11 protein-coding genes are annotated in these 19,306 nt (G+C 63.4%); 4 read left to right on the top strand and 7 right to left on the bottom strand.

Going from position 1 to position 19,306, the window contains the following annotated elements; all coding sequences use genetic code 11:
* Window position 1 precedes the first annotated feature (1 nt).
* From ACR9Y2_RS33015 to ACR9Y2_RS32995, 5 genes are all read right to left on the bottom strand, one after another.
* A complete protein-coding gene (locus ACR9Y2_RS33015; protein ID WP_435046144.1) occupies window positions 2-442 on the bottom strand; it encodes a DoxX family protein in 441 nt (146 codons plus the stop codon).
* A 20-nt stretch (window positions 443-462) separates the two neighbouring features.
* Entirely contained in the window at window positions 463-1,032 is a 570-nt protein-coding gene (locus ACR9Y2_RS33010; protein ID WP_435046143.1) for an SRPBCC family protein, read from the bottom strand.
* Window positions 1,033-1,155: 123 nt separating this feature from the next.
* Window positions 1,156-1,500 carry an ArsR/SmtB family transcription factor gene (locus ACR9Y2_RS33005; RefSeq protein WP_435046142.1) on the bottom strand — a complete coding sequence of 115 codons (345 nt, stop codon included), beginning with the start codon at window positions 1,498-1,500 and terminating at the stop codon, window positions 1,156-1,158.
* Between the two features lie 97 nt (window positions 1,501-1,597).
* The gene (locus tag ACR9Y2_RS33000) at window positions 1,598-2,023 is read right to left on the bottom strand and encodes a nuclear transport factor 2 family protein (RefSeq protein ID WP_435046141.1); all 426 of its coding nucleotides are present in this window, start codon (window positions 2,021-2,023) and stop codon (window positions 1,598-1,600) included.
* A 91-nt stretch (window positions 2,024-2,114) separates the two neighbouring features.
* On the bottom strand, window positions 2,115-3,179 hold the full coding sequence (locus tag ACR9Y2_RS32995) for an NAD(P)-dependent alcohol dehydrogenase (protein WP_435046140.1): 1,065 nt from the start codon (window positions 3,177-3,179) through the stop codon (window positions 2,115-2,117).
* Window positions 3,180-3,418: 239 nt separating this feature from the next.
* Between ACR9Y2_RS32995 and ACR9Y2_RS32990 the strand changes: the two genes are divergently transcribed.
* The gene (locus ACR9Y2_RS32990; RefSeq protein ID WP_435046139.1) at window positions 3,419-5,818 is read left to right on the top strand and encodes an ABC transporter permease; all 2,400 of its coding nucleotides are present in this window, start codon (window positions 3,419-3,421) and stop codon (window positions 5,816-5,818) included.
* A gap of 20 nt (window positions 5,819-5,838) precedes the next feature.
* On the opposite strand, the gene ACR9Y2_RS32985 is transcribed toward ACR9Y2_RS32990, so the two are convergent.
* Window positions 5,839-6,795 carry a ketopantoate reductase family protein gene (locus ACR9Y2_RS32985; protein ID WP_435046138.1) on the bottom strand — a complete coding sequence of 319 codons (957 nt, stop codon included), beginning with the start codon at window positions 6,793-6,795 and terminating at the stop codon, window positions 5,839-5,841.
* Between the two features lie 37 nt (window positions 6,796-6,832).
* Window positions 6,833-7,840 (bottom strand): phosphotransferase, encoded by a 1,008-nt coding sequence (locus ACR9Y2_RS32980; RefSeq protein ID WP_435046137.1) that lies wholly within the window; start codon window positions 7,838-7,840, stop codon window positions 6,833-6,835.
* A 288-nt stretch (window positions 7,841-8,128) separates the two neighbouring features.
* Between ACR9Y2_RS32980 and ACR9Y2_RS32975 the strand changes: the two genes are divergently transcribed.
* The 3 genes from ACR9Y2_RS32975 to ACR9Y2_RS32965 all read left to right on the top strand — a co-directional run bounded on the left by ACR9Y2_RS32975 (window position 8,129) and on the right by ACR9Y2_RS32965 (window position 19,254).
* Window positions 8,129-8,587, top strand: coding sequence for a GNAT family N-acetyltransferase (locus tag ACR9Y2_RS32975; RefSeq protein WP_435046136.1), 459 nt, complete (start codon window positions 8,129-8,131; stop codon window positions 8,585-8,587).
* Window positions 8,588-8,763: 176 nt separating this feature from the next.
* The gene (locus ACR9Y2_RS32970; RefSeq protein ID WP_435046135.1) at window positions 8,764-13,041 is read left to right on the top strand and encodes an InlB B-repeat-containing protein; all 4,278 of its coding nucleotides are present in this window, start codon (window positions 8,764-8,766) and stop codon (window positions 13,039-13,041) included.
* 444 nt (window positions 13,042-13,485) lie between these two features.
* Window positions 13,486-19,254: an InlB B-repeat-containing protein gene (locus ACR9Y2_RS32965; RefSeq protein WP_435046134.1), complete on the top strand. Its 5,769-nt coding sequence runs from the start codon at window positions 13,486-13,488 to the stop codon at window positions 19,252-19,254.
* The last annotated feature ends 52 nt before the right edge of the window (window positions 19,255-19,306 follow it).

Raw genomic sequence — 19,306 nt, 5'->3', positions numbered from 1 at the left:
TTTAAACACGCGGAGTGCCGGACAGAACCGGCCTTGCAGCCTGGCGGCGGCGCCAGGAGAGGTAAGAGATGCCCCAGAGCGCGAAGGAGCCCGCGGCCCAGCTCCAGGCATCGGGACCATCGCCCACAGAGAGGTGAGCGATGAGGGCTGAGGCAAGGTTGATGGCGAAGCCGGCGTAGGCCCATTCCTTGAGGCGTGGCGGGATGGGGGCCAGAAGTAGCGCGACGCCGAGAAGCTTGGCGCACGAGAGCTCGATGCGGAAGTAGGCTGGGAAACCGAGGTGAGTGAAAGCCTGCGCCACCTGCGGGAGGGTCAATTGCGCGTAGGCGGTGAAGGTCATCTGCAGGCAGAAGAGCGCGGTGGCCGTCCAATATAAGGCGGCTACCGTTTTGGGGTTGATGAGCGGAGCCACGAAGGCCGGTTTTTGCAGGGTGGATTCCATTGGAGTCTCCTTTCCTCACTTCAGGGTTTCGGGGCCATGGGCGACGGCCCGGCGGATTCGAGGCCGAACTGTTTCGCGTACTCGGCTGTCAGGCGCTGCCAGCCTTCCAACTTCATGGCCTCCGGGCCGACGATACGGCCCAGCGGATGATTGTCGAGGAACCGGTCCAGGACATCGAAGCAGAGGTGCCAGCCGGCGGCGCCCCAGGAGATGAAGCGGCGATCGATGTTGTGCCAGAGGGTGAGGCGGGTGCCGCCACCCGCGGCGTCGAGCTGCCAGCGAAGGTCCTGGCCGCCCCAACTGTATTCGAGCAGCCTGGGGGCTTCGGCGCGAGTTATCTTCGTCTCGGCGACCATTGGTTTGGGCGCGCCCACGGTGGTGAGTTTCACCGCAGAGCCGGCCGTGGCCAGGCTTGCGTCCGCATCGAAAGGCGCCCATTCGCGGAGGTGTTGTGGTTCGGTGATTGCCTGCCAGACTTTCTCAGGCGAGTGGCGAAGGTCCCTGACGAGGACGAGCGTCCACTTTTCTCCGTCTTTTTCGATCCGTGCGCCACTGGCCGGACCTGGTGTGTACTGCTCGCGATCGTTCATGCTGATTTCCTTTCGGTTTTCGTTTCGCTGGTGGATCCAGATCCACGCAGGACCACTACCGCATTGCACACTGGCGCCGGAGCAGGGCTTCCACTCGCGGCCGTTCGGACGATGCTGGCCGGGTCAGCGGCTTCTCCTTGTTTTCTTTGGGGCTACGACTGGTTCCTCCATGCGATCGAGGTGAAGCTCGAGGGCATCCAGGTGAACGGACCAGAATCGGCGGAAGGGGGCCAGCCAGGCATCCAACTCCTGCAGGGGTTCCGGTTTCAGCCGGTAGAGGCGGCGTTGTGCGTCGACGGTGGATTCGACGAAACCGGCGTCGCGCAGCACGCGCAGGTGCTTGGAGACGGTGGGTTGCGGCATGCGGAGCTGCCGTTCGATCTCGCCGACGGACTGCTGCGAGGAGACCAGAAGGCTGAGGATGGCGCGGCGGTTTGGCTCGGCGATGATTTCAAATACAGAGTCCACTCTCTTGATATACTCCGGAACGCATATACCTGTCAAGGCATATAATGATCCGCCTGGAGGCCGGGAACACCGATCGAGCTGGAGCGGGCAGAGCGCGCTATTGCGGTTTGAGGCGAGTCCACAAGTCAGTGAACTCGATGGTGTCGAAGAATGCGGTGACTTCCACGATGCGGCCCTCGCGCATCCGCATGAACCAGGTGTAAGTGTTCCGGTAGGGTTTGCCATCGCGGGCCACGGCTTCGGCGTCGAAGAGGGCGATGACCATGTCGTCGTCGGCATAAATGGCCCGCACAGCCGGTATCAGGCGCCGGGACAGACGGACATTGAAGGGACCGATGACAACATCGAGGAAGTCCTGCTTGCTCTCGTAGGTACGGGACACGGTGGCGTGGCCGGTGATGGTCCACCGGGCCTCGGGGGTGAGCAGGTCGAAGGGACTGCCGGTGCCCGCGGCCCAAGCCTGGAAGGCCGCCTGGACAATCCCTTTGTTCTTCACTTCCTGGCTTCGTTCCGCCGCTGGCATGGTTCCGCCTCCTATGGTGAGCAAGACAAACAACACGGCCCGCAGACTAAGGGACGCGGGCGTAAAAGGGTAGTTGAGACGGCGACGGGGGTTAGTCGAACACGATGACGGCCCGGCCGACGAGTTCGCCGTGTCCCAGTAGTTCAAGGTTCTCATTCACGTCCTCCAGACGGATTCTTTTGATGGAGTGCTTAATCCGGCCAGCCTGCGCCAGGGCCATCACCTCAGTGAGATCCGTATAGTTGCCCCAGAAGGAGCCGTGATAGGTGAACTCGCGAGCGACGAACGGGAAGAGTGGAATGTCGATGCGATTGCCCACGAGGCCGACTGAGACGTAGACACCGGCTGTGGCGAGGAGGCCGAAGCCGGTGCGAATCGTCTCCTCGGCGCCCACGCAGTCGAGCGCGCCGTCGATCTCCCTGCGGCCGGTTGCCTTGATGAGTTCACCGCGAATGTCATCCAGCGACTTGTTGCGGGTATTGATGACATGGTCTGCTCCATGCTCCTTCGCGATCGCCAGTTTCTCGTCACTCCGGGCAAAGACAACGACGGCGGCACCTGAGGAGAGCAATTTGGCGTACTGCACTCCGTAGGTGCCGAGTCCGCCGGCTCCGAAGACTGCAATGATACGGTCTGGCCCTGCGACGCCGGAGGCCCTGAGTTTCTTCATCCCGCGGTAGGGTGTCATGCCGGCATCGGTGAGGGGCGCGAGTTCTTCGGGTTTCAATGCAAACTTCCGGTCGACGGGAATGAGGTATTTGTAGGGCACCGGGACGAAGTGACTGAAGCCGCCGTAAGGGCCAAATCCCGGCCAGGCGCCATGTCCGCAGAGCTGTTCATCGCCAACCCGGCATTGACGGCAGGTGCCATCGCCCCAGCCCCCGACGACGACCACCTGATCGCCCGGGGCTAAGTTGGCAGAGGCGGGCACACCGGGGCCAAGCTCCGCGACGGAGCCCGCGATTTCGTGACCGGGCGTGGCAGGCAGTGGGAGGTCGAAGCCCGAGCGGAAGTAGCCATCCACCAACTGGAAGTCCGTGCGGCACAGTCCGGCCGCCTCGACCTTGACCAGCACCTGATCTGCGGTAATGCCGGGTTTGGCGACCTCTTCGATCACCAGCGGCTGTTTATAGCCATGCATGCGTGCAGCTAACATGGAAATCCCTCCTGGGGTTTGCGTTCGAAAAACCGATCTTTTCGGGACTAGCCAAAGATAGCCAGTGGAGCTCCGTCGCACATCCCGAGTGCGGGGGCAGCGGTTATCCCTCAATAACACTGCGACGCAGTACCACTTTTTGGGGAGGCCGCAATCACCCTTGGCCGCGGAGGGGTCCAGCCTCCCGGGTATCGGCTGACTCAGGGAACCTTGTCCAGCAGACCTTCGTATCTGATTACATGGCACTGTTGCAGGACTTCCGGCTGGCGGCCAGGATGCTGGCGCGCAATCGCATTTGGACCATTGTGGCGGTGCTGGCGCTCTCGCTTGGGGTAGGCGCCAACGTCGCCATCTTCTCGGTGGTCGGCCTGATGATTTCGGTGCCACTGCCCTACCCGCATCCCGCCGAACTGGTATCTGTCCCGCAGACCAACGCCTTACGTGGTTTCCGGCAGGCGTCCGTGAGCTGGCAGGATATCGCCGACTGGCGGGCCGCGGCTGGGGTGGAGTCGATGGCCGCCTATACTTCGCGGCCTGCTGCGTACAGCGGCGAGGGCGAACCGCAGAATCTGCCCGCCATGCAGGTGACGCCTGATTTCTTCCCTACCCTGGGCGTGGCTCCGGCGATGGGGCGCACGTTCACGGCAGCGGAGGGACCGCAGACAGAGGCTCGTGTGGCGGTGATCTCCTACGCGCTGTGGCAGGGTTTGTTCCGTGGCGCGCCGGACGTGCTGGGCCGCGAAATCCGGCTGAACGGGCGAAATTACGCGGTGATCGGGGTGATGCCCGCCAGCTTCCACTTCCTGTACAGGCAGTCCGACCTCTGGATGCCGCTCTCGCTGGAACCGGCCCAACGAGGGCGCGGCTGGCGGGGCCTGAATGCCATCGCGCGGCTGCGTCCCGGGGTCAGGCCGGCCCAGGCGGATGCCCAGATCCGATCGATCTCCGAGAGAGTAGAGAAGGAAGACCCAAAGAACGGGGAGAACTGGCGGGGCGCCGTCCGCCCGCTGGCCGACCGGGTGATCCCAAAGACCGCGCGGGCCTCGGCCGGAGCCATGTTTGGCGCTGTCGGACTGGTCCTGCTGATTGCCTGCGCCAATGTGGCCAGCCTGCAACTGGCTCGCGGGACGCAGCGCAGCCGCGAACTTGCCTTGCGTGCCGCCCTGGGCGCGGGTCGCGGCACGCTGGTGCGCCTACAACTGGTGGAGAGTCTCCTGGTTTCGATACTCGCCGGGGCCGTTGGCGTGCTGACGTCGTATTGGACGGTGCCCCTGTTGAAACGTGTTGCTCCGCCGGAGATGCAGATCTTCGACCTGGCGCGCGTCGACATCACGGCGCTCGCCTTCGGGCTGCTGTTATCCCTCGGATGCGCGGCTGTTTTCGGGTTCCTCCCCGCCCTGCTGCTGACGCGCGGCAATCTGGCGGGCTCCCTGCAGAATGCGGGGCGCGGGTCCTCAGCCGGCCGCCATGTCGCGCTGAACAGCCTGGTGGTGGCGGAGATGGCACTGGCGCTGGTTCTTGTGACGGCCAGTACGATGATGATCCGCAGCCTGATCCGCCAACAGTCGATGAGCCCGGGCTTTGACACCAACCACCTCACGGTGGCCTATATCCTGCTGCCGCAGTCGCGTTACGTCTCTGACTCGCAGGTGGCCGGCTTCTACGACCGTGCCCTGGAGAACCTGCGCCGCGACGCGCAGGTGGAGTCCGCCGCGCTGGTGCAGACGCTGCCGTTGTCGGGTGACAACAGCTATCTCAGTGTGAAGGTGGAGGGCTCGCGCGAAGAAGACCGTGACCAGGCTGCCGGCAGTATGATTGTGAGTCCCGGTTACTTCCGGACACTGAGGATTGCCCTCATCTCCGGCCGCGAATTCGTGCCACAGGATGACCCGTCCGCTCAACGGGTCGCCATCGTGAACGAGACTTTCGTTAAGCGCTATTGGCCGCGCGAGGCGACCCCGGTGGGCCGCCGGGTGCGGATTGCCAGGCCAGGAGAGCCTTGGCTGACCGTGGTAGGCATCGCGCGCGACGTCCGGCACGAGGGGTTGGATGATCCGCCGCGCCCAGAACTCTACCGTCCGCACGCCCAGGCGCCGGAACGCACGATGACGCTGGTCGCCCGCAGCCGGCAGGCCGGACAGTCCGCCGCCGGATCGATGCGCGCCGCGGTGTGGCAAGTGGACCGCGAGCAGCCCCTGTTCCGCCTGATGACCATGGAGGAACTGCTGGTATCGCGCAGTTCCGGGCAGCGCGCCACTACGAAAGTGCTGTTCGGACTGGCGTTGATCGCACTCATCCTCGCCGCCGTCGGGACCTATGGCGTGATGGCGTACACGGCCGCGCGCCGGATGCGCGAGATTGGGATCCGCCTGGCATTGGGCGCGACGCACGGGTCTGTCTTCGGCATGGTGCTGCGGGGCGGTGCGCGCCAGGCTGGTCTCGGACTACTGGTGGGCCTGCCAGCGGCCTATGCGGTGACGCCGCTGCTGCGCGCCGCCAGTGATGGGCTGGAGCCGCAGGATCCGCTGGTCTACGCGGGTGTGGCCCTGCTGCTGTTCCTGGTCGCCGTGGCCGCCAGCCTGGCCCCCGCACGGCGAGCCATGGGAGTGGATCCCGCGGTGGTGCTGCGCAGCGAGTAAACGCGCGGGCAGGTGGATGCCTAGCTTCGCGCTGCGCCTTTGAGGATCGACTCTTCCAGGAGTTCGATCATGGCGACGAGCAGTTCGCTGTCGGGTGTGGCGACGCCCAGTGCCTGGCCCCGGCGGACCACATAGCCGTTGAGCGAGGCGATCTCAGTAGGGCGGGTGCGGGCCAGATCCTGCGCCATGGAGGATGTTGCGCGGGTCATCTTCTCAGCCAGGAGCAGGGCGGCGTCGACGGTTGGTTTTTCTTCCAGCGGAATCCCTTCGGCGCGGGCGACGGCCACCGTTTCCGCGATGATACGCAGGCCGAAGGCGCGAACCGGCTCCGACCGGACGATCCGGCCATATTGCGATCGGGTCAGGGCCGAGAGGGCGTTATAGGCGCAGTTCATGACCATCTTGGCCCAGAGGTCGGCCGCAATGTTGCTGGAAATCCGGCAGGGGATTTCCGCCTGCTCGAACATGGCGGCGAGCGGCTCCAGTTCGGGATTGCGGGGCCAGCCGGCATGGTAGCCGATGATGAGGTCTCCACGGCCGGTGTGGGTCACGCGGGCGGGCGCGGTCATTTCGGCGGCCACGTAGACAGCGGTCGGGATGGAATACGCTTGGATCGCCGAGTAGATCCGATCTGGATTGTCGACACCGTTCTGGAAGCTGAGGATGGTGGTCCCGGGCGCCAGGTGGGGCTGCATTTCCAGGGCGGCCGTCACCGTGCTGCCTGATTTCACGCAGAAGAGAACGATGCCGGCATCGCGCAGGCCATCCTGCATGCTTGTCGTGGCGGCAATGGGGATGCGTTCCTGAAGGTGCAGGCCGTCGAACTGGAGCCCCTCGCAGAGAATTGCTTCGACGTGGGACGGCCGGCCGATCAGATTGACGCGTACTCCGGAGCGCGCCAATAAGGCTCCGAAATAACAGCCCACTGCGCCCGCGCCGACCACAGCCACCTTCGGGTAATGCTCTGGTTTGCCCATGCAGTTTCATCATATCGTCCGGGCGCCCCGGGCCAAGTCAGACGGGGCGTGCCGCCACGATCCGGAGGGCCTCCTGGTAGCGGGCCTGGCGCACATTCTCGACGAGCTGTTCCCAATGGGCGCGGCCGTAGATCAGCTTCTGCGCGTTGTCCGCCAGATCCACTTCGTGCGCCCACATCCGCCGGTGGTATTCGCGGAAGGTGGGTACGGGTTCGCTCCAATCCACAGGCTGGCCGCCCGAGCCCAGGGTGAGGAACGCCATGGTGTAGAAGAGGTGGACGAGTTGCCGCATGAGATGGAACCGCGCCCGCTGATACTCGCTGGGTGGCGCTCCGAAGTACTCCTGGAGAAAGGCGAGTTCCCCGGCGTCGTTCGTCACCACATGATTCGCGACCACAGCCAGGTCGGCATAACGGTCGTTCAGGAAAGCGGCTTCCCAGTCGATCAGCCACGGATGCCGGCCATCGAACAGAATATTGTCCGGCTTGAACAAGTCGTTGTGGCTTGCCACCATCTCCGCATCATCATATGGATAGACCGCGGCCAGTTCCGCATAGCGCGCGGCCCATTCCCCGGCATCGGCTGGGGAAAGCGTGTGCCCGTTCTGAAATCTATGCAGGAAGCCATCCAGGGCCGGACCTTTGCCCAGGAGGAACGTGCAGGTGGTGTTGAAAGGAGCGCGCTCGAAGGCAGGCAGCGCGTGCAGGGTGCGCAGGACAGCGGGCAGACGAACCAGCGCCTGCGGGACAGGCAGCGGCTGGACTGTCACGAAGTCCGTGATGGAAATGTGGTCCTCGACGCTGGTGTACCAGACACGCGGCGCCAGGCCTGCTTCGGCCGCCGCGCGCATGCAGTTGTAGTGGCGGGTGGGGTCTTCGGCGCGGGTGATGATCTTCAGGACATAGGGCGAGCCGGCGACGACGATGCGGAAAACGAGGGATGAAGTGTGGCCCCCGGTGAGGACGGAGATGTCGTCAAACCCGGATACTCCGAAAGCGTCCCGCAGACCGCGTGAGACGGCTTCGCTTTTTTCCTGTGGAATCATGAAGTGCTCCTTTCGAATCGAGGCGGATCCACCAACCGCGGCGAACCGCCGTGCGGGCGCAGTCCGGCCGTGGCGACGCTTCGCCGGCGATGGCGGCGAGCCCTGTTTACAGTCAGTGGATGGCGCTTGGTTATGTCGATGCTAAGCCAACGCGAATGGAAAATCCAGTCTTGTTTTCAATGATTTAAATTGCTATTCTCTAAGTGGGCAGAGGCCCGGCGCCGCTCTTGATCCCACCTGTTACCCTCAAATCCCGCTGGCACCGAAAACTTCGATAATAGGGACGCTATGGATGACATCGCTTCCATCGTTCTGGAGGATGGCGAATTGCGCCTGCAGTTCGTAAAGCTGGGACCTCATCCGGTGCACAAGGCGCCGACCTACTACTTCCGGATGCTCCACCGGCTGACAGGCGAGGAGATGGGCGGCATCAATCTGAGGGCTGGCTCATCACCGCATATGGAGCGTTATGCCGGCCACATTGGCTACACGGTATTTCCAGAACATAGAGGGCACCGATACGCTGCGCGCAGTGTACGGCTGCTGCTTCCTGTCGCCCGCCGACTTGAATTATATGTAATTTGGATTACATGTGATCCGGAGAATGTCAGTTCGAGAAGAAGCGCGGAGCTGGCTGGCGCAGTGTTTGTGGAGATCGTGGATGTGCCCGAGGATTGCGTAATCTATCAAAGCGGGCATCCCCGAAAATGCAGGTACCGGCTGGAGGCCGCCGCCCAGTTCGCCTGAACCCCGCCCGGATTCCCCGCGCATCTATACAAAGCAGATATTATTATCCAGAGGTCATCTTGCTCATTCCTTCCCTCCGGATTTCTATTCTGGCCTCGTGCCTGGCGTTGAGTGCACCTTTCCTGTTTGCCGGACAGCCAACTTCTCGGCGATTCCACACTCCCGCACTGCCTCTGTTGTCGCAGAACCTCATTCCCCGGCAAGGCGAGGCTCCGGCCGCCGCGGGACCGGACCTGAGCGTCCAGCTCACCCATACCAGCAGCTTCCTGCGGGGGCAGACCAATGCGGTGTACCTGATCCGGGTGATGAATAGCGGGGGTGCCCCCACTGTGGGAGGCATCTCGGTGGTCGAATCGATGCCGGCGGGCATCACCATCACGGCAATGTCGGGGCCCGGCTGGTCGTGCGCGGCGGGCACCTGCACCCGCAACGACAGCTTTGCGGCGGGGCAGATGCTGCCGACCATCTCTGTCCTGGCGACAGTGAGCGCCAATGCCGCGGCGTCGGTCAGTAATGTGGTGACGGTTTCCGGCGGCGGCGATTCGAGTATCGGCAACAACCTGGCCACGGACGTGACGAGCATCGCGTCTGAGGGCTGGGTATACGGATTCGGGGAGCCGGGGGTGGCCAATTCGCCTTTGACGTACACCCGGACCGCACTCTCGGATGTCGTCGCGCTGGCGGTGTCGGTCAATGACGCCCTCGTCCTGCGGAAGGATGGCACGCTGGTGCAATGGGATGGCTACGGCCAAGACACCCCGGCAGAGGCACGGGCGTTAACGGGTGTGGTCGCCATCGCAATGGAAGAACGCATCTACTATGCCCTAAAAAGTGATGGCACGGTGGCCGCGTGGAGCAGGCGGCTGCTGGCGCCCGACACCTCTGGGCTCACGAACATAGTCGCCATTTCCGCGCGGGGTAGTTCTGCCCTGGCGGTGCGGGCGGATGGTTCCGTGGCGGCGATTTCCAACGGTGTGAATGCGATCCTCACCCTCCCTGCCGGGTTGGCGAACGTGGTGCAACTTTCGGTGGGAGGCAACCTGGCGGTGGCCCTGGACGCTTCCGGCTTCGCCACGTCCTGGGGGAGTGCACCCGCGCTGCCGGTGCCCAGTGAGCCACTGGCGCAGGTGTTCGCAGCCTCGTCTTCCACCGGCGCCGGGATCCGGCCCGACGGAACAGTCGTGGTGTGGCAGACCTTTCCAACCGGAGATCTGCTGGCCGTGCCATCGAGTCTCAGCGGAGTCACCGCGCTTACCGGCGTGGATTATCTCATCGCCCTGAAGGCGGACGGCACGGCACGCGGTTGGGGCACCCAGCCTTTCTTCCATCCCGAACAGGCGAATGCGCTGGCACAGGCGAGGGCGGTAGCCGGGACGTACACGTATGCGGTGGCGATTCTCTCCGCGCCGACTGTGACGCTCTCGTTCCAGGGCACGGCCCAGGCCGTCAATCTGTCCACCTCGAGTGGAACCACGGCGTCCATCACTGTGGACGGCATTGCCAGGGTGCTGCCCTTCTCCCTGGAAGTTGCGCCAAACAGCACGCACACCATCTCAGCGGCCGCGGTCCAACCGGGCGGCAACAACCCGACCCAGTACTATTTCAACAGCTGGAGCGATGGAGGAGCAGCCACACACGCCATCACATCCGGCACGGTGGACTCCGTTTACACCGCCGATTTCAAGACCAAATTCCTGCTGACCACCGCGGCTGGAACAGGCGGCACAATCAACCCGGTGGGCGGCCTGTACGATGCGGGCGTCTCTGTCCTGGTCAGCGCCACACCGGCCAACGGGTATCTCTTTGCGGCATTCAACATCGGCTCAGTGGGACGGGATGGCAGCAACCCGATCCGGATCACGATGAACCAGCCGGTCGACGTGTCCGCGGTATTCACCCCACTGGCCCAGGGCTCGCTGCATATCACCCTGAAGCCGCTGCATACGATGATCAGCGGGCAGCTGAATGCCGTCTTCCTGGCACGGGTGGTGAATGAGGGGACAACCGTTCAGAATGGAGTTCAAGTGCAATTCGGCGGCCTGGCGCCGATTGCCTTCGCCGGTGCAGGCTGGACGTGCTCCGGCAGCACCTGCAGTCGGGCAGACGCACTGGCTCCGGGACAGGCGTATCCGGCGCTGATGATCACCGCGACGGTGCCCGAAGTTTCCTATGCCAGTTTGAATGTTGGCCTTACGTCCAACCTCTCTTGTCCAGCTTGCATGGGCTTGGTGACCATGCCTGTTTACGCGCCGACGAACACATTGACGGGCTGGGGTGACGGGCTCTCCGGGCAGATTACCGCGCCCAATGGGATCACCAACATCGTCGACGTGGCCGCCGGCGCGGAACACACCGTGGCGATGCTGGGCACCGGCAAAGTGGTGGCTTGGGGCGACAATACGCGGTTGCAGACCCAGGTTCCGGGCAGTCTCTCCAATGTGGTGTCGGTCGCCGCCGGAGGCAATCACACGCTGGCGCTGGTTTCGAATGGCCAGGTGGTGGCCTGGGGCGACAACCGCAGTGGACAGACCACGGTTCCGGGTTCGCTGCCAGCCATCGTCGCGGTGGCGGCGGGGCAGAATCACAGCCTGGCGCTGACCAGCGCGGGTGCGGTCGTCGCCTGGGGCGCGAATGGCAGTGGACAGACCACGGTGCCCGCCGCTGTACAGAATGCAGTCGCCATTGCCGCCGGAGGAGATCACTCGCTGGCTTTGTTGAGGGACGGAACCGTGATCGCCTGGGGTAGCAATCCGGACGGAGAGAGCACGGTACCGGCCAATCTGGCGGGTGTGGCAGCCATCTCGGCGGGAACGCACTACTGCACGGCGGTACGTGGCGACGGGAGTGTCGTTGTGTGGGGCAACAATCCGGCGAGCATCCAGAGTGGCATACCAGCGGGCCTGGCCGATGTCCAAACCTTGTCAGCAGGCTCGGGCCACGCCCTGGCCCTGAAGTGGGACGGAACCCTTCTGGCCTGGGGCGCCAATCCCAGCGGTCAAGCCACTGTCCCGGCCGGCCTTTCCGGGATTACCGCGATCGCAGCCGGAGCGGAGCATAGCGTGGCCGTCACCTCCGGTCCGCCCGCAGCCCCGATTGTCTTCTCAACACTGCCGGTTGGCGCCGCGTATCGCGTGGACGGCGTCGCCTATACAGGCGACCAGACGTTGCAACTGACAGTCGGCCAGCACCATACGGTGACGATTTCGCCCCTGCCGGCCCAGACCATCCCCGGTGCGGAGTACACCTTCCAAGCCTGGGGGGACGGCTACCGAGGCACGACGCGGACGATCCTTCCCACGGGCACCAACACTTTCGTGCTCGTGTACAACGCCAGGTACAAATTAACAACCGCAGCCTTACCCGCTGCCGCGGGCTCCATCGCCGTCTCCCCCTGGAGCGCTGACGGCTGGTATGCCGACAATCAATTACTGCAAATCACGGCAGTGCCCACCGCCGGCAATGTCTTCAACACCTTCACGGGCGACCTGAACGGCAACGCGAATCCGCAATACCTCAACATGTCCGCGCCACATAGCGTGACCGCGAATTTCTCGGCGATCAGTTCCCTGCCCAACGCGGTGAGCGTGACGCCCTCTTCCGGTTCCGGCGCCTCGGGCAATTTCGCGGCCGTCTACTCGGCAGGGCTCGGCTACCAGAACCTCGCGTGGGTCCAATTGCTGATTGCCGCGGCGCCCGATGGCGGGGGACAACCCTTCTGCTTCCTGCATTACGACGTGCAGGGCAACCGGTTCTGGGTGTACGGCGACGGAGGCTTCTTCCAGGGTCCGGTTCAGCCTGGTGTAGCCAGCGCGCTATTGCAGAACACACTCTGCGGACTGAATACCAAGACCTCGACAGTGACCGGCAGCGGTACTTCCCTGACCTTCGATGCCCATGTGGCCTTCAAGGCGGCCGCCAGCCTAAGCGTCTATTTAAGGGCGCAAACGCTGGGTCAATTCGATACAGGCTGGGTGCAGCGCGGCATCTGGACTACCGGGACCACCGCACTGGGTACGATGAGTGTCCAGCCGTCAGCGGGGTCCGGCAGTCAGCAGACATTTGTTCTCACTTATCCAGACCCGGTTGATTTTGAAGATACGACAGCCGGATGGTCGCAGTTCCTGGTGGCCGCGGCCACCGATGGCGGCGGCCTGCCGTTCTGTTTCGTCCACTATGACAAGGCGGGCAACGGGCTATGGATGTACTCCGGCGACGTGGGTTTCTTCCTGGGCCCGGTGAGCCCGGGTACCGCCTCGAACGCCCTCGACAGCAGCGCATGTTCTGTCAATCCGGGGCTCGCGACGGTCACTCACCCAACCGGTGTGGTGAATGTGAGCGTCCCCGTCACCATGAAGCCGCCGATGGCCGGCGTCAGGAATCTGTATCAACGGACTCTCGATCCGCTCTCCAGGGATTCGGGCTGGGTAAAGACAGGTATCTGGACAGTTCCATAGAATGCGACGGAGCGGGCGGTTCGCCTTGTGAATACAGGGGCGGCCCTGCCCTCATCGCCGAAGCGAGGCAATACGGCATCCATATTGGTCAGGACTTTATGACTAATTGGATACAAGATGCAAGGTGATGACAAGCCGATCGCTGAGTCTTTCTCAACACTTCAATGCAAACCTGCATTGACTTAATCAGGAGGCGCATGGCACTTTGATCTAGGGGTTTTCTTGCGTATCCACAACTGCGGTCTCTTCCTGTTGGCCTCCTGTCTGTTTGCTCTCCAACCGGCCGCGGGTCAAGGATTCCGCGCCCTCGCGGACCAGCCTCACGCCTTGCCTCCCGCTCAGGGCCTGGTGTCGCGTCCTTCGGAGACTTCGGCGGCCTCCGGGCCCGACTTGAATATTCAACTGACTCATACCAGCAGTTTTCTGCGTGGGCAGAGGAATGCGGTGTATCTGATTCGCGTGACCAATGTGGGCGGCGGCACCACGGCGGGGACCATCTCAGTCGTGGAATCAATGCCGTCCGGGATTGCGATCACGTCGATGTCCGGGCCTGGCTGGACCTGTCAGGCGAATCAGTGCACCCGAACAGACAGCTTCCCGGCGGGCGCGATGCTGCCGACGATCACCGTGCTGTCGGCCGTCGATGCCAATGCGCCCGCTTCCGTCGCCAACGTGGTAACAGTTTCCGGCGGCGGGGATTCAAACGCCACCGACAACCAGGCCACTGACGTGACGACAATTGCGGCGGAAGGGTGGTTGATGGGCTGGGGCTCCCCGTACTCGATTGCGTATGGCCCTCCGGGGAATTTGTCCGACGTCGTGGCCGTCTCCATCAGCAATGATCATGGAATTGCACTTCGCAAGGACGGCACCGTGGTGGAGTGGATGCAAAGCACCGACATTACTTCAGCCATAGCGCTTTCCCTCAACAATGTGATTGGCGTGGCCGCGGGCAACGACGTTAGTTATGCACTAAAACGCGACGGCACGGTGACGGCCTGGAGCCGATACGCGACAGTGCCGCCTACAGCACAAATGACAAATGTCGTTGCGATTTCGGCGCTATCCGACTTCGCGCTCGCCCTGCGTGCGGACGGCACCATGGTGGCTGCCGGCGCCAGCCCGTATGGCGAGACGAACCTGCCGGCAGGACTGTCCAACATTGTCCAATTCTCGATGAACGCAGGCGCCGCATTCGGACTCTCGGCCCAAGGCGGCATTACCGCCTGGGGCAACAATGCTCCACCCACGCCACCCGGTCTGGGGAAACTGGTCAAGGTCGCTTCGATAGGATTGCGTACCGCGGTCGGCATCCAGCCCGACGGCACGGTTGTGGGCTGGGACGACTTGCACGCGGGGGGCTTATTCACGCTGTCGCATTCGATGACGAACGTTACTGACGTCACCGGCACCACGTACATCCTGACACTGAAGGGGGATGGGAGCGTGGAGGGCCTCGGCTCACCCGAGTACAATCTGGTACCTTTCTCCGCCACGCTGACGAATGTCCGGGCGATCTCGGCCAATCAGATCTACGCGGTGGCGATTCTCACTTTGCAGCCGGTCGTGCTGACGATCAGAGCCAATGTGTACGGGATTGGGCCTCCAGCCTACTACCTGCCTGGCCCGCAACTCACACTGGATGGCTACCAGTATGTGGCTCCTTACTCGCTGACTGTTTCCAGAGGCAGCTCACACTCGCTGTCGACTCCGGTGACGCAACCACAGGGAGACCTGACTTATCGCTACACCTTCGCCAACTGGAGCGACGGAGGCGCGATCGGCCATGCTGTCACTGTCAACGGAGACAGCACTTACACCGCGAATTTTGCCGTGGAGTACAAATTGGCAACGTCGAGCGCGGGCGGCGGGACGGTCGTCCCTGCTACCGCCATGTACGCGCATGGCACTGCGGTGCTGGTCCGCGCCGTGCCTGATGCCGGGTATGCGTTCTCCCACTTCTCGTCGCCCGTGTCCACGAACGCCAACAATCCTGTCCGCGTGGTGATGGATCAACCGGTTGATCTGACCGGATATTTTTCACCTTTGAGCGGCAAGGCGCTTCGCATCAGCCTCAAACCGCAGCGGAATGTGGTGCAGGGGCAGCAGAACGCCGTGTATGCCGGACGGATCTGGAATGAAGGCTCGACCGCTGTGAGCGGCGTGCAGGTGAGGTTCGAAGGCCTGACCCCCAATCATCTGTACGGTGCGGGCTGGACGTGCAGCCAGGCGTCCTGCAGCCGTACGGACACGCTTCAGCCCGGACAGGCATATCCGGCCATCCTGATCATCGCGTCGGTCTCAGCTTCCGCAAGCGGTACCGCCGTACCCATGCTCACCATCACTCCAAACGGACCAAGTGCCACCGCGCCTTCCCCGATCAGCGGCGCCGGCAATCGCGTAGTTGGCTGGGGCGACAACACGTTCGGACAATCGGTCCCCCCGCAAGGACTCAGCAACCTCGTGGGCGTCGCGGCAGGCAGCCGTCATAGCGCGGCGCTGAAGGGCGATGGCACCATCGCAGCGTGGGGCAACAACACCAAGTCACAGACACAGATTCCGGCAGGCCTCACCGGGGTGATCTCGATTTCCGCCGGCGCGAATCACACGCTGGCATTGACGAGTTCCGGGGGCGTGGTTGCCTGGGGGGACAGCGGCAGCGGTCAAAGCTCCGTTCCCGCCAATTTATCGAACGTCATTGCTGTGGCGGCCGGAGCGAACCACAGCCTGGCGCTGACGAGTTCCGGGACAGTAATCGCGTGGGGCGCCAACGGCAGCGGCCAGGCCACGGTGCCCGCCAGTGTGCAGGGCGCGATTGGGATCGCCGCAGGCGGAGACCATTCGCTGGCTGTCCTCAGGGACGGAACGGTGGTGGCGTGGGGTTCCAATACAGATGGAGAAAGCAGTGTGCCCGTCAATCTGGCGAGAGTGGAGTCAGTCTTTGCCGGAGCCCATTTCAGCGTGGCGCTACGAGACGACGGCACGGTCGCCGTTTGGGGTAATAATCCTGCCGCGATTCTCAGCGGGATGCCGGCAGAGCTCACTAATGTGAGAGACCTCGCCACCGGTGCATCGCATGCGCTGGCTGTTCAATGGGACGGAACCGTCCTGGCCTGGGGGTCGAACGGCAGCGGCCAGACGACAATCCCCCCTGGGCTTGCAGCCGTCACCGGGATCGCGGGCGGCAGTGCCCATAGCCTGGCGATTGCCGAGGCGACGGCGCAGATGAGCACTACGATCTCGACGACGCCAGCCGGTGCGACTTACATGGTGGACGGAGTGACTTATTCGTCGAACCAAATTCTCAATTGGACCTACGGAAGTTCTCACACGATTTCCGCGGCGGCGACCCAGCCGGGCTCATCGCCCGGCACCCAATTGGTCTTCCAGTCCTGGGATGATGGGATCAGGGGAACGACCCGGACCTTTGCCGCGACTGGCGCCCAGAACATCGGGCTGGTTTTCAAACTCCAGAACCTGGTCACGGTTACGGCGACGACCGGAGGTTCCGCCACGCCCGCTACGGGCTATGTGGATGATGGCAGCCCAATCACGATCGCGGCTACGGCGGCGCAGGGATTCGGGTTCTCCGGCTTCAACGGTGACCTGGTCGGCAGACAGAGTCCCAGGACATTCATCGTCCGCCAGCCGGTCAACATCGTGGCCAACTTCAGCCAGCTACAGGCGAAGGCAATGCTCGCTGTGGATGTCCGCCGCGCCAGCATTCTCCTAAGAGGACAGACCAATGCCGCCTACCGGGTGCGTGTCGGGAATATGGTTCCCGGCGGAGCCACTTCCGGGGCGGTGCAATTGACAGCGACACCGCCCACGGGATTGACGATTACTTCCATGAACGGCCCGGGGTGGAATTGCAACGGCATTTCCTGCACTCGTTCAGACACGCTGGCGAGCGGGCAATACTTCCCCGTGCTGACGGTGATCGCCAAGGTGGAGAATCTTGCGCCCAGCACAGTCGCCGTGCAGTTCACGGCATCTGGCGGCAGCGATCCGACCGGCGTGACCGTGACCGATTCAGCCGCGGTGAATGCGACGGCGACGCCAGTGACGTGGAATGTCAGCCCCGCCATCAACCCCACGCTGCCCTTCCCAGCAGGCCTCTCGGATGTCGTTGCGGTCTCAGCGAGCAGCGAGCATTTCCTGGCTCTCAGGAAAAACGGCACGGTGGCCGCCTGGGGTGGAAACCAGCATCACGAATGCGAGGTACCGGCAGGGCTGAGCAATGTCATTGAGATCTCCGCCGGCGGCGCTTACAGCATTGCGGTGAAGGCGGATGGGACCATTGCCATCTGGGGCGAAGGCCTGCCAGTGACAGGGGTGCCGTCCGGATTGTCAAATATTGCCGGGGTCGCGAGCGGGCGGGCGGCTGTGATCGCGATCCAGAGTGATGGTTCGTTGATCACCTGGGGCGACCCCTATTACCTGGATCTGATGGAACTCGGACGAGCCAGGAACGTCGTCGCCGTGAGCGCCGGCAACGGCGCGGTTGCCCTGACCATCGATGGGGCGGCCATCACGATCAGTCAGGCCAATACCGACGCCACGCCCGCCGGCACACCGAAGCTCAGCGCGGTGTCCACCTTCGGGAACACGTTTGCGGGCATTGCAGAGGATGGAAAGCTGGTGGCCTGGGGTTCCGGCGGTTCGCTAACTCTGCCCAGCGACTGGGTGGACCTGGCCGCGATCAGCCTGGGCTTTCCCTGCAGCCTCGCGCAGAAGAAGGACGGCTCTGTGACCCAATGGGGCTGCACTTTCGCACCTGGCACGATGCAGCCGACAGACCTGCAGGGCGCAGTATCGGTGAGCGCCCGCGGCACCCAGCTTGCGGTGCTGACCACAACGCCGCCGGCCACCACGGTGGAGGTACAGGCGACCGACGGAACGGTCAAAGTGGATGGAATCGAGTATCCATCGCCGCGCAGCTTCGCCTGGACGTTTGGAAGTGCACACACAATCGAGGCGGCGGCCGTGGTACCGGGAACGCAGGGTAGCCGCGCCAGATTCGCCGCCTGGAGTGACGGAGGGGCGCCGTCGCACACCTACCTGGCGACCGGCACGCAGCCCACCGTCCTCCTCGCCTCCTACCTGCACCAGTCTTTTCTGACCACAAATGCCACGCTGGGCGGCACCATTACCCCGGCTAGCGGCTGGTACGACAACAACCTGCCAATCCTGATTACCGCAACCCCCAGCAGCGGCTACTTCTTCTCCGGCTTCGCCGGCGCGCTCGTAGGAACAGTCCCGGCCAGGTATCTGTATCTTCAGACGCCCAATACGGTCACCGCGATGTTCACCCCCGTCGATCCGCAACCCGGCGCCGTCAGCGTTACCCCTTCCACGGGATCGGGCAATTCGGCCGGCTTCACCGCCATCTACTCAGACGGGTTCGGTTACTCCGATCTATCCTGGATCCAGTTCCTTGTCGCGGCGGCGCCGGACGGAGGCGGACAGCCGTATTGCTTCCTGCACTACGATGTCCAGGGGGATGGGTTCTGGCTGTACGGCAACGGCGGCTTCTTCGTAGGTCCGGTTAAACCGGGCACGCCCAGTGCACAGCTCCAAAACTCGCTCTGTGCCGCAAATACCAAGACATCAACTGTCTCCGGCAGCGGCGCTCTTCTCACTTTGAAGGCCAATCTCGTGTTCAAGGCCGCGGCAGGGCTGAGTATATATATGCGAGCCCACAGACAACTCGACCTCGATACCGGCTGGATCCAGCGCGGGACATGGTCCACGGCACCAGTTCCGCTGGGCACGATGAGTGTCCAGCCGGCAACGGGGTCCGGCAGTCAGCAGACCTTTGTCCTCGCCTATCCGGACCCCGCCGGATTTGAAGATACGACAGCCGGATGGTCGCAGTTCCTGGTGGCCGCGGCCACCGATGGCGGGGGCCAGCCTTTCTGTTTCGTCCACTATGACAAAGCGGGCAACGGTCTGTGGATGTACTCCGGCGACGTGGGTTTCTTCGTGGGCCCCGTGAGCCCGGGCACCGCCTCGAACGCCCTCGACAGCAGCGCATGCTCCGTCAATACAGGCCTCGCGACGGTCACTCATCCAACCGGTGTGGTGAATGTGAGCGTCCCCGTCACCATGAAGCCGCCGATGGCCGGCGTCAGGAATCTGTATCAACGGACTCTCGATCCGCTGTCCAGGGATTCGGGCTGGGTGAAGACGGGTATCTGGACAGTTCCATAGGCGTAGTTTCCTCGGCGGAAATCCTCGCAGCAGCGTGAGATTGGATCCGTAC

Origin of the sequence: Paludibaculum fermentans, assembly GCF_051172195.1 — a bacterium.
GTDB lineage: Bacteria > Acidobacteriota > Terriglobia > Bryobacterales > Bryobacteraceae > Paludibaculum > Paludibaculum fermentans_A.
The sequence above is the reverse complement of the archived record's forward strand: the minus strand, read 5'-3'. Positions and strand labels throughout refer to the sequence as shown.

What these genes read in the sequence shown, in the direction of transcription:
- ACR9Y2_RS33015 (WP_435046144.1), bottom strand. Translation starts at nt 442, where the DNA reads ATGGAATCCACCCTGCAAAAACCGGCCTTCGTGGCTCCGCTCATCAAC.
- ACR9Y2_RS33010 (WP_435046143.1), bottom strand. Translation starts at nt 1,032, where the DNA reads ATGAACGATCGCGAGCAGTACACACCAGGTCCGGCCAGTGGCGCACGG.
- ACR9Y2_RS33000 (WP_435046141.1), bottom strand. Translation starts at nt 2,023, where the DNA reads ATGCCAGCGGCGGAACGAAGCCAGGAAGTGAAGAACAAAGGGATTGTC.
- ACR9Y2_RS32995 (WP_435046140.1), bottom strand. Translation starts at nt 3,179, where the DNA reads ATGTTAGCTGCACGCATGCATGGCTATAAACAGCCGCTGGTGATCGAA.
- ACR9Y2_RS32990 (WP_435046139.1), top strand. Translation starts at nt 3,419, where the DNA reads ATGGCACTGTTGCAGGACTTCCGGCTGGCGGCCAGGATGCTGGCGCGC.
- ACR9Y2_RS32985 (WP_435046138.1), bottom strand. Translation starts at nt 6,795, where the DNA reads ATGGGCAAACCAGAGCATTACCCGAAGGTGGCTGTGGTCGGCGCGGGC.
- ACR9Y2_RS32980 (WP_435046137.1), bottom strand. Translation starts at nt 7,840, where the DNA reads ATGATTCCACAGGAAAAAAGCGAAGCCGTCTCACGCGGTCTGCGGGAC.
- ACR9Y2_RS32975 (WP_435046136.1), top strand. Translation starts at nt 8,129, where the DNA reads ATGGATGACATCGCTTCCATCGTTCTGGAGGATGGCGAATTGCGCCTG.